The organism is Marinospirillum sp. (assembly GCF_014859565.1).
Genome location: NZ_JACUUA010000133.1, coordinates 1 through 9,043 on the forward strand (window position 1 = coordinate 1; position 9,043 = coordinate 9,043).

The 9,043-nt window shown below is 51.0% G+C and carries 11 protein-coding genes; 8 read left to right on the forward strand and 3 right to left on the reverse strand.

Annotated features, from left to right (window positions below; translation table 11 throughout):
* The 3 genes from IBX50_RS14075 to IBX50_RS14085 all read right to left on the reverse strand — a co-directional run.
* A partial coding sequence (locus tag IBX50_RS14075) for a hypothetical protein (protein WP_292256859.1) occupies nucleotides 1-596 on the reverse strand: 596 nt, incomplete at its 3' end.
* Between the two features lie 28 nt (nucleotides 597-624).
* The gene (locus tag IBX50_RS14080; protein WP_292256861.1) at nucleotides 625-867 is read right to left on the reverse strand and encodes a hypothetical protein; all 243 of its coding nucleotides are present in this window, start codon (nucleotides 865-867) and stop codon (nucleotides 625-627) included.
* Nucleotides 868-1,085: 218 nt separating this feature from the next.
* Entirely contained in the window at nucleotides 1,086-2,024 is a 939-nt protein-coding gene (locus IBX50_RS14085; RefSeq protein ID WP_292256863.1) for a metallophosphoesterase, read from the reverse strand.
* Between the two features lie 131 nt (nucleotides 2,025-2,155).
* On the opposite strand from IBX50_RS14085, the gene IBX50_RS14090 reads away from it, so the two are divergent.
* The 8 genes from IBX50_RS14090 to IBX50_RS14125 all read left to right on the forward strand — a co-directional run bounded on the left by IBX50_RS14090 (nucleotide 2,156) and on the right by IBX50_RS14125 (nucleotide 8,751).
* The gene (locus IBX50_RS14090; RefSeq protein ID WP_292256865.1) at nucleotides 2,156-2,590 is read left to right on the forward strand and encodes a hypothetical protein; all 435 of its coding nucleotides are present in this window, start codon (nucleotides 2,156-2,158) and stop codon (nucleotides 2,588-2,590) included.
* A gap of 165 nt (nucleotides 2,591-2,755) precedes the next feature.
* Nucleotides 2,756-3,358, forward strand: a complete 603-nt coding sequence (locus IBX50_RS14095) for a metallophosphoesterase family protein (protein ID WP_292256867.1) — start codon at nucleotides 2,756-2,758, stop codon at nucleotides 3,356-3,358.
* Between the two features lie 6 nt (nucleotides 3,359-3,364).
* Entirely contained in the window at nucleotides 3,365-3,763 is a 399-nt protein-coding gene (locus tag IBX50_RS14100; protein WP_292256869.1) for a nucleotidyltransferase domain-containing protein, read from the forward strand.
* The gene (locus IBX50_RS14105; protein WP_292256871.1) at nucleotides 3,717-4,076 is read left to right on the forward strand and encodes a helix-turn-helix transcriptional regulator; all 360 of its coding nucleotides are present in this window, start codon (nucleotides 3,717-3,719) and stop codon (nucleotides 4,074-4,076) included. The genes IBX50_RS14100 and IBX50_RS14105 overlap by 47 nt, the downstream gene beginning before the upstream one ends.
* Nucleotides 4,077-4,127: 51 nt before the next feature.
* The gene (locus IBX50_RS14110) at nucleotides 4,128-4,472 is read left to right on the forward strand and encodes a helix-turn-helix transcriptional regulator (protein ID WP_292256874.1); all 345 of its coding nucleotides are present in this window, start codon (nucleotides 4,128-4,130) and stop codon (nucleotides 4,470-4,472) included.
* A gap of 15 nt (nucleotides 4,473-4,487) precedes the next feature.
* Nucleotides 4,488-5,975, forward strand: a complete 1,488-nt coding sequence (locus tag IBX50_RS14115; protein ID WP_292256876.1) for a metallophosphoesterase — start codon at nucleotides 4,488-4,490, stop codon at nucleotides 5,973-5,975.
* A 2-nt stretch (nucleotides 5,976-5,977) separates the two neighbouring features.
* Nucleotides 5,978-7,324 carry a hypothetical protein gene (locus IBX50_RS14120; protein ID WP_292256878.1) on the forward strand — a complete coding sequence of 449 codons (1,347 nt, stop codon included), beginning with the start codon at nucleotides 5,978-5,980 and terminating at the stop codon, nucleotides 7,322-7,324.
* 2 nt (nucleotides 7,325-7,326) lie between these two features.
* Nucleotides 7,327-8,751: a HipA domain-containing protein gene (locus tag IBX50_RS14125; RefSeq protein WP_292256879.1), complete on the forward strand. Its 1,425-nt coding sequence runs from the start codon at nucleotides 7,327-7,329 to the stop codon at nucleotides 8,749-8,751.
* Nucleotides 8,752-9,043 lie beyond the last annotated feature (292 nt).

A 9,043-nucleotide genomic window follows, 5' to 3' on the forward strand; every position in this document is an offset into this window, starting at 1 on the left:
GTGCCTTTACCCATGGACTGAAAAGCCAGTTCCATTTGCAATTCAGGCATGTTTTTCAGACCCAGCAGCAGACCGGAGTGGTAATGCACATGAATGCCGCTGTCTTCAATGGTGTAGTCAACCCAGGATTTGTGATCAATATCAAATGATGCGTATCCCATCCCGAGCGCCAGAAAAACTTTCAGACTAACGCCCTTGCCTTGATCAAAACCAACGACATCGTGCAGGTATCCCATACCTGCAAACATGGAGAAATAGGAGGATTCTTCCTTTTGATCCAGGCTGCTATCGAAGGAATAGCGACGAGTGTCTTCACCGCTGAGATAACGCCCGCCAGCCATCAGGAAGACATTATCCTGATAGCCGCCAAACATGCCATCCATTGCTTCAAAAGTGGATGCCATAGCCTTGGCATCCACACCAATACCTGAGCCATCCACAAATGGAGTTAGCTGCTTACCCAGAATCAGGTAACCCGCAGCACGATTGATCATCTGCTCGTTTTCTGTTTGATCACCTGCGGTCTCTGCCAGTAACTGCCCTGCTGACAAAGTAGCGGCCAAAGCTGTAGCCAGAAGTGTCATTTGCTTTTTCATTGCTATTTCCCTTTTGTGATTAAAACCCTTAATGCAGGCGCACCCACTGTGTCGCTTTACCTTGATTCTGGTCAGCTTGCGCTTGATACACCCTCTCATCTTTGCTGATGGCATAAGCCCCAGAGCTGAAGTGCTCTGGATTTTCCAAATGCAAAATCCACCCCTCTACCTGCCCGTCAATCAACAGCACATAACCGTCAGGGATAGAGTCTTCTGGTATGTGCTCACGAAACTCTGCCGCTTTTTTGATGAGCTCTGAATATTTCGACATTCGCAGCCTCCCTCTCTCTACTCCCTTGTTTTTTCATTACTCGAAGAATGCACTTATCGAGAAATGAAATTCATAAGGAGATATTAACCCCGTTTCCAAAACACCTGCAACCCCTGCCAAGATCAGTAAAAGGCGGGGGTTGCAGGTGCGGTAAGTTGCGGAGGGGATAGTTTCAAGAGGATAGCAACAAGCGTGATCTTATCCGTGTGTCAAAACGATCACTGGTGTGCAACAAAACCGGAACGGTTCAGGCACATCTCACCTGAAAAACGATAAGCCACCAGGCGCCCGGCTTTGGCAATGCTGTAATCAAGACAAGCCAGCCAGTCTGTCAAAGGAGATGGTTCGCCATCCAGCCAGTAATGGCCGATAAATGTAGGTTTACGGATGGAGCCATAGGCTTCCAAGCTATCACCCACCGGTGTTTTTGGTAGCTGACTGGCAAATTTTTCAGGCATCATAACAACGCGATCCAGCGTGGTTTCGTGGCTCTCGCGCCCGCCCTTCCACCACTGAATACGGGTTGTGCGGCGATGTGTGCCGTCCTTATCTTGAAAGCTGTAACCTGCAGGTAGATCGACTTCTACGCCCTTCAGCAGGGTTTCAATAGACCGATACGCCGCAGTGTTCTTCTGAAAAAATCCGTGCAGGTATTCTGGCTGCAGCTGCAGGTGGGGAGTCAGCAGCGGCATAATTTGGTTCATTGAAGTTTCACACCAGCAGGCATGTACCAGTTGCAGGTGAGGCTTCTTAATCCAGATTGGCAAAGTCATGAACCAGTCAATCCAGCTGTGATGCAGCTGGGTGCCCTCTCCAACCTGATCTAAAAAGGCTTGGTGCTGCACCCGATTTTTATGGCTACGGGGGCGCAGTGGCTGCCCATCGCTACCCTCATGGAACCAGCCAATGGCATTCAGCTCATGATTCCCCATCACTGACTCAGCTTGTCCGGCTTCCATCATGTCTCGAACGATGCTCAACACTTCCATCTGTGCAGGGCCTCGGTCAATAAAGTCTCCGAGGAACAGGGTTTTACGTTCTGGGTGTTGATAGGCTCCATTGCTCTTGCTGTAACCTAAACGCTCCAGTAATTGATGCAGCGCATCAGCATGACCATGGATGTCGCCAATCACATCAAATAATGACTCAGTCTGCATTTTTCTTAGCGCCTCCAAATGCGCAGCCCCTCTGATCAACGATGAGAACATTAGGATCAAACCTGTAATATCGCTATAATCGAGGCAAGAAGTAATTTCATCAAGCCATCAAGATGACTGGAGTAACTCTCATGGGTCGTGTAGAGAACCTGAAGCCAACCAAGGCAGCCATTAAGTTGCCTACGATTCAGCAAGCCATGGCTTGGAGAGAGCTGCAATTAAAAGATGGAAAGCAGGACTCGTGTTCAGTGTACATCGTGATTTTTGAGTCTCCAAAATCAGATGCCGAGACCGATGAAGACACCGCAAAGAAAAACTACAAATACAACAAATCGCTGGTTGCGATTAAATCTGGCGAACTCATTATTCCAACCCGCAGCGTTAGAGAAAACAAGGCGCAGATTTCAAGTTCCATCAGTGCCTCCATCAGCCGAATTGCCCGATCTGCACCCGATGTACAGGACATTCGGCTGCTGCGCGTAGCGCATGACTGGAAAATACCCGGCCCTTCTGACTTTCCCGAAGTGCTGCTGCAAGCCATTGAACATGCCGTAGATCAGCTTTAACCAGAGATTATTCGTTTCTCTAGGGTTGCAGGTCAACAAAGGTGCAATATATATTGGCTCTGGAGTCATAATCAATACCACCCTTCTCCTATTCGGACATTGCTTGTAACTCCCCCCGTTCGATCAAACTCTTGTATTAGATCAACACTGGTCAGGGAGCCACTCATGGCAATTGCAAAAATTTATATCATCAGCGACACGCACTTTGGTCACAAAAACATTCTGCGCTACCGCACTCACGAGCGCTTTCCGGAGTTTGTCGGGGCTGAAATGACACCCCAGGAACACGACCAGAAGCTTGAAGAACGTATTCTTGAAACGGTGAATCGGAAAGACACGCTGTGGATGCTGGGTGATTCGTTTTTCAGCATGGACAGCCTGGATGTACTGCGCCGGATTCGCGCGCGTGTGGCGCGTCTGAATCTGGTGCTGGGTAACCACTGCTTCCAGAACTGCCCTGCCGGTGAGGGACTGGCAACGGTCTTTCGTGAAAACCTGGCTGACCGGATTGAAGGCATGGTGAAGCTGAAAATCAGCGGCGGTGGCAAGTTTGCCGCTGCCTGGCTGACGCACACCCCAATGCACCCGACTGAGATTTTCAAGGGCAACGTCAACATCCACGGCCATACACACGCCAAGGTAATTGATGACCCGCTGTATTTTAATGCGAACTGCGAAAATCTGGATTTCCGGCCGGTGGAGTTGTCCCGTATCAGTCAGGGCTACCGGGGTGAACTGATCAAGCGTGGCTGGGTGCGAAAGGAATAAGGGAAGATGTTAACCAAATCGATCGGTCAGAACATGCTGGATGATACGACGATAAAGGTCTTAAACCATTTCAAGGCACGGATTTTAAATCGGTACGGTGAGGCTGAGTTTATCCTTTTTGGAAGCCGCGCCCGTGGGGATCACCGCCCTGACAGCGATGCGGATGTTGCCGTTATTCTGGCTGGCGAACCTTTACCGCCCTACAAGACCAAGATGGACATGGCAAAAATAGCTTTTGATGTGTTGCTGGATGATGAGCTGCTGATCTCCCCGCTGCCGTTATGGCGGCAAGAATGGGAAAACCCAGATCAGTACAACAATCCGTTAATGCTGCTTGTATTGGCCAATGGTGCTGAGGATGTCCGTCACAAAAGAAAGCGCAAAACAAAGACCTCCGGCGCATGACCGCCATGCCCAGGAAGCCGCCACTTTGCTGGGGTCACTGATTCGCCTGGGTCGTAAAAAAAAGAAATGGAGCCAATCCAATCTGGCCGAGCGCATGAACATCTCCAGAGCGACGCTGCAAAAGCTGGAAAAAGGGGATATGCGCTGTGCACTGGGGCTTTATTTTGAAGCGGCATCGCTGGTGCAACTCAAGTTTTTTGTGTCTGACCGCATTCCCATTTCGTTGCAACTCGATTATGCAAAAGAGATCTCCGCCCTGCTGCCTCAGCGAGTGTGCAAAAAGGCTAACGGGGTTCTGGATGATGACTTTTAATGGTCATAAAACGTCTTAATGCTTTTTCTATAGATCAATTGGAGGTGTTCGATGCCCGAAAGGCTTCGTCTTTATGGTCGTGACACCAAGGATGCTGCCACTTTGCTGGGGTTACTGATTCAAATTAATCGCAAGAAAAACCGCTGGAGCGAAGCCAATCTGGCCGAGCGCATGGGCATCTCCAGAACAACGCTGCGAAAGCTGGAGAAGGGTGATCTGCGTTGTTCGCTTGAGTTGTATTTTGTGGCAGCATCCCTGACTGGAATCAAGCTGTTTGAGCTTAACTGCATACCGGCTTTCTTGCGGGATTGCCACCCAAATATCAGGCCTGCGCTGTTACCTAGCTATGCTCGCTTTTGGGGCGATATAGATATGGATCTGGATGATGACTTTTGAATACAGAGGTGGCAGATGCATTTTTTAAAGCTTCCGGAAAACACCCAGGGCCGTGATTTTGTGGTGGGTGACCTGCACGGGCGCTTTGATGATTTGCAGGAAGCCATGCGGCTGAATCAGTTTGACCCCGGCAAGGACAGGATTATCAGTTGTGGTGATCTGATTGATCGGGGCAACGGCTCCCTGGAGCTGGGGGCGCTGCTGGATGAGCCTTGGTTCTTTTCCGTGCGTGGCAACCACGAACAAATGTTTTTGGATGGCTTTTCTGGCTTTATCGGCCTGCCGGAAGGTGAAAAACCCCGCACGGACAAGGCTCGTGAGTATATACAGGGAGCCGGTGGCTACTGGGTTAGATCCGCCCCTGAAATTGAACTCTACCGCTTGCGGGATCGGTTGCAGCAACTGCCGCTGGTGATTGAGGTTTGTCACCGCGGCCAGCGCTTTGCCATGGCTCATGCTGAACTACCCGGTGGCGGCAAGTTGAACCCGGTTGATTTTGATGTTGACTTAAACCGACTGGATCGGGATCAGCATTTGATTACCTGGTCGATTGATCGGGCACGGGTGATTGCCAGAGACACCTTAAGCCACCGGGTGGATGGGGTGGATTACGCCATTTTTGGACATACACCAGCCACCTACCTGACTGCCCAGGGGTATTTTTTCCGTTTTGATAACCGGGTTTATGTGGATGGCAGTTTTGTACCGGCTTCACGCCTGTTACTGGATTTGAGCCAGGTAGATGCCCTACCCGTCTATCCCAAACCCCGGTTGGAGGCTCTGGCACAGGATCTGGATTTTGAGGCCAGCACGGTGTTTGCAGTTGATCTGCCTTCAGGTGAAACAATCCAGGCAACACTGCAAACGGAATACACCTTGCCTGGTGATACACGGGTCAAGATGAAGGCGGACAGCATGGAGCCGCTGGTTTACCGTCAAAACCGGCCTGCCGATTTGCCCAGTATTGCTGATCTGCTGGATGCAGCCGCCCGAATCAAGCCCTGGAAAGCCACCGGTAAACTGCGGGTGATTTGTGATACCGGCTCGTTTCAGTTGCAGATGATGGATGCTGCATTCAAGGCGCACCATGAATCCATCATGCCCCAGTCCATCCGGACTTCGAATGTCAGGGTGTTGAGCCTGCCACGCCGGACGACGCCTTTTACAGCGCCATGGCGGCAACGGGCGGTGGCGGCTGGACTGGATGGCCGGAGGCTTCTTGCTATCAGTGATTACGTGAATTTTTCATACAGCAATGATCTCTGGTTAATCGAATTGCTGGCTCACCTTGCGCCCCTGGTGTTGTGTGGCAAACACTTGGTCATGGATGAGCGCTTTTCAGACTGGCTGGAATCCTTGCAAGATCGGGGCATAGCATCTGGCTGGATGCCCCGTGTAGAGGGTGATTCAGTCCAGATTGAATCCGTTCCCCAGGGCTTAAAAAGTCATGCGGATGGTTTGTTGTTTTTCTTTTCAGAGTGCTACCACTCAGCAGGGAGCTAGTGATGTTGAAGCCAATGGATAAAGAGTTAACCGTTCAGATCCACCATCCTGACAGGGGTTGGATGAAATGCGCCACGCTGCACTTTGATGATCGCCTTGAGTTGGGTCCGATCGGTCCGGTCAGTATCCGTTACCTGGATGATTATGCGATGGATGATCAGCACGTTGCAAAGCTTGGCACTTTGGGCTGGCCTGCGGCCTGGATGCAGGTGCCTTTGCAGCTGAATGAGCGGGCGAGCTTCAAGTCCTGGCCGCTGTTTTTGATGGACATGCTGCCCCAGGGTGCCGCGTGGGATTTCTGTTCAACCAGTATTGGACTGAAAGGCCGCAGTGAGGCGAACTACCTTGCTTTAACTGGTCATCCAAAAGGCGTCAAGGCAGCGATTTTTCTTAAAAACATGGCCAAGGCTCCGATTGGCAATCTGCGGGTTCGTGAAAATCTTAATGGGCTTTCTGATTCTGATTTTGGACATACACCAGCCACCTACCTGACTGCCCAGGGGTATTTTTTCCGTTTTGATAACCGGGTTTATGTGGATGGCAGTTTTGTACCGGCTTCACGCCTGTTACTGGATTTGAGCCAGGTAGATGCCCTACCCGTCTATCCCAAACCCCGGTTGGAGGCTCTGGCACAGGATCTGGATTTTGAGGCCAGCACGGTGTTTGCAGTTGATCTGCCTTCAGGTGAAACAATCCAGGCAACACTGCAAACGGAATACACCTTGCCTGGTGATACACGGGTCAAGATGAAGGCGGACAGCATGGAGCCGCTGGTTTACCGTCAAAACCGGCCTGCCGATTTGCCCAGTATTGCTGATCTGCTGGATGCAGCCGCCCGAATCAAGCCCTGGAAAGCCACCGGTAAACTGCGGGTGATTTGTGATACCGGCTCGTTTCAGTTGCAGATGATGGATGCTGCATTCAAGGCGCACCATGAATCCATCATGCCCCAGTCCATCCGGACTTCGAATGTCAGGGTGTTGAGCCTGCCACGCCGGACGACGCCTTTTACAGCGCCATGGCGGCAACGGGCGGTGGCGGCTGGACTGGATGGCCGGAGGCTTCTTGCTATCAGTGATTACGTGAATTTTTCATACAGCAATGATCTCTGGTTAATCGAATTGCTGGCTCACCTTGCGCCCCTGGTGTTGTGTGGCAAACACTTGGTCATGGATGAGCGCTTTTCAGACTGGCTGGAATCCTTGCAAGATCGGGGCATAGCATCTGGCTGGATGCCCCGTGTAGAGGGTGATTCAGTCCAGATTGAATCCGTTCCCCAGGGCTTAAAAAGTCATGCGGATGGTTTGTTGTTTTTCTTTTCAGAGTGCTACCACTCAGCAGGGAGCTAGTGATGTTGAAGCCAATGGATAAAGAGTTAACCGTTCAGATCCACCATCCTGACAGGGGTTGGATGAAATGCGCCACGCTGCACTTTGATGATCGCCTTGAGTTGGGTCCGATCGGTCCGGTCAGTATCCGTTACCTGGATGATTATGCGATGGATGATCAGCACGTTGCAAAGCTTGGCACTTTGGGCTGGCCTGCGGCCTGGATGCAGGTGCCTTTGCAGCTGAATGAGCGGGCGAGCTTCAAGTCCTGGCCGCTGTTTTTGATGGACATGCTGCCCCAGGGTGCCGCGTGGGATTTCTGTTCAACCAGTATTGGACTGAAAGGCCGCAGTGAGGCGAACTACCTTGCTTTAACTGGTCATCCAAAAGGCGTCAAGGCAGCGATTTTTCTTAAAAACATGGCCAAGGCTCCGATTGGCAATCTGCGGGTTCGTGAAAATCTTAATGGGCTTTCTGATTCTGAATTCGCTTTTAGGAATCTGCCGTTCACCATGAGCAAGAGTGCAGTGCCCCGCCTGTATATGGCTTACGACGGCGGACTGCTGGATGGGATTGTTGCTGGTGGCGACGCACCAAAAGTCGCACTGCGTTTAAGCCCTGATCAGGCCATGGCCTGGGTGGACTTTAATGTTGACATCCTGTCACCTGACCCCTGGTATCTGGTGAAGCTGTCACGCCGCCATGACGGCTCGAATAAGCCAGCAGCAGAACGTGATCAGGCGATTCTACGGGCTGAGTATGCTTATTATCAAGAGCTGGATGCCCTAGGGTTCAACACCCTGGATTGCAGTAGCTTGTTTCTTGATGAGTCCGGTGGTGAGCCTGCCCTGTGGATGCCGCGCTTTGATCGTGCCTGGAATCCAGATCGTCAGCATTGGCAACTGCTGGGCGTGGAGTCTCTGGCCGCTGCCATTGGTCAGCGTGGCTTTTTACGCCATGAGGCTGTTTTGATTGAACTGCAGACACTGCACAGCATGAACCCTGAAGCTTTCAGTGATCCATTTGAAAGCCTGGTGCTGGAATGGCTGCGCCGGGATCTGCTGAATGTGATCTTTGGCAACACAGACAACCATGCACGCAATACATCTTTCATCAAGGATCGGCAAGGCATCCGTCTGGCTCCGATTTATGACTTTGCGCCGATGGCGGCAGATAACAGCAGCATTCACCGCAGTATCCGCTGGCAAAAAGAAATCGAGAGAGGTTCTGAAATTGACTGGGGGCGTTTGCCAACGCACTTGCAAGCCTTGCAGCTGGCCGATGCTGACGCTGTTCGTCAAACCCTGGTAGATACCATGCAATGCTGCCTTGGTCTGTATGAGCGCCTGCAGGTGCGCTCAGTATCACAGGAAATACTGCATCATCCCAGGATTGATATGCAGCGTCTGGATCAGCGACTGAAAGCCTGGTTAAAAACCCTAGTCTAGGTGCGGAGGATCATCATGGATAACAAAGTGCTAGAGGCATTCAAAAACTCCCTGAGCCTTAATATTGCTCAATGCCCGGATGAAGCACTTCTGGATTCTTGATGCTCGTTGGTAATTTACGAATCCTTAGGATTACCAGATTCGAAAACTGCAATTCTAAGGATTACGAATTTCTGGCGTAAGCCATTGATTCCTCGTTGCTGTTGGTAATTTACGAATCCTAAGGATTACCAAATTCGTAAATTACTAAACCTAGGTTTGCGAATCCTTAGGTTTGCGAATCCTTAGGTTT